Origin of the sequence: Rhizobium oryzicola (genome assembly GCF_030504645.1) — a bacterium.
Lineage (GTDB): Bacteria > Pseudomonadota > Alphaproteobacteria > Rhizobiales > Rhizobiaceae > Neorhizobium > Neorhizobium oryzicola.
On the sequence record NZ_JAUKWQ010000032.1, the window covers coordinates 1 to 1,071 of the forward strand.

General features: G+C 62.1%; 1 protein-coding gene. It reads left to right on the forward strand.

Annotated elements, in window-relative coordinates:
- Positions 1-1,071 (forward strand): methyl-accepting chemotaxis protein (locus Q2T52_RS26785; RefSeq protein WP_302079942.1); only part of this gene is annotated, 1,071 nt, incomplete at both ends.

Consider the following 1,071-nt stretch of genomic DNA (forward strand, 5'->3'; position numbering starts at 1 on the left):
TCGCATCGAGGTGCAGCGTCTGGCGGAAGCCGAAGCGCAGGAGCGTCTGGAGCGTGCGACAGGTTCGCTGGCGGCTGGCCTGAAGCGTCTCGCTTCCGGCGACATGCTCTGCGAGATCCACGAACAGTTCGCGCCGCAGTTCGAAACGCTTCGCGCCGACTTCAACACATCGGTCAGCCAGCTGCGCACGGCATTGCTCAGCGTGAGCAGCTCGGCCGCCACGGTGACCAACGGCTCGAAGGAAATCTCCGACGCTTCGGACAATCTGGCGAAGCGTACCGAGCAGCAGGCGGCTTCTCTGGAAGAAACAGCCGCAGCCCTGGAAGAGATCACCGCCAATGTTGTCTCCACCTCCAAGCGTGCCGCTGAAGCCCGCACGGTGGTGCGCGATGCGCGTTCGCATGCGGACCATTCCGGTGCTGTCGTTCGCAATGCTGTCACCGCGATGGAGCGGATCGAACAGGCTTCGCAGCAGATCTCCAACATCATCTCGGTCATCGACGAGATTGCCTTCCAGACCAACCTGCTGGCGCTGAATGCTGGCGTTGAAGCGGCGCGTGCCGGTGAAGCGGGCAAGGGCTTCGCCGTTGTGGCGCAGGAAGTGCGTGAATTGGCGCAGCGTTCTGCAAATGCTGCCAAGGAGATCAAGGCGCTGATCAACAACTCGACGGTTGCGGTTTCCGAAGGCGTGAAGCTGGTGTCCGATACGGGGCAGGGTCTGAATGCGATCGAGCAGCTTGTGCAGGTGATCAACACGCATATGGAAGCGATCGCGACGGCAGCGCAGGAACAGTCTTCCGGTCTGGCGGAAGTGAATACGGCTGTGAACCATATGGACCAGGCAACGCAGCAGAATGCGGCCATGGTGGAAGAGATGAACGCGGCAGGTGCAGGACTTGCACAGGAATCGGTGAACCTTGCCGACCTTCTCTCCCGCTTCATGCTGGGTAATGACGCGCAGCAGCTTCGCGGTGCTGCAGCGGCCATGCGCTCTTCGACATCGGCCCCTGCGCGTGCACCGGCTGCACCACGTGGTCGCACCGGCAATGCCGCTGTCGCACCACAGTGGGA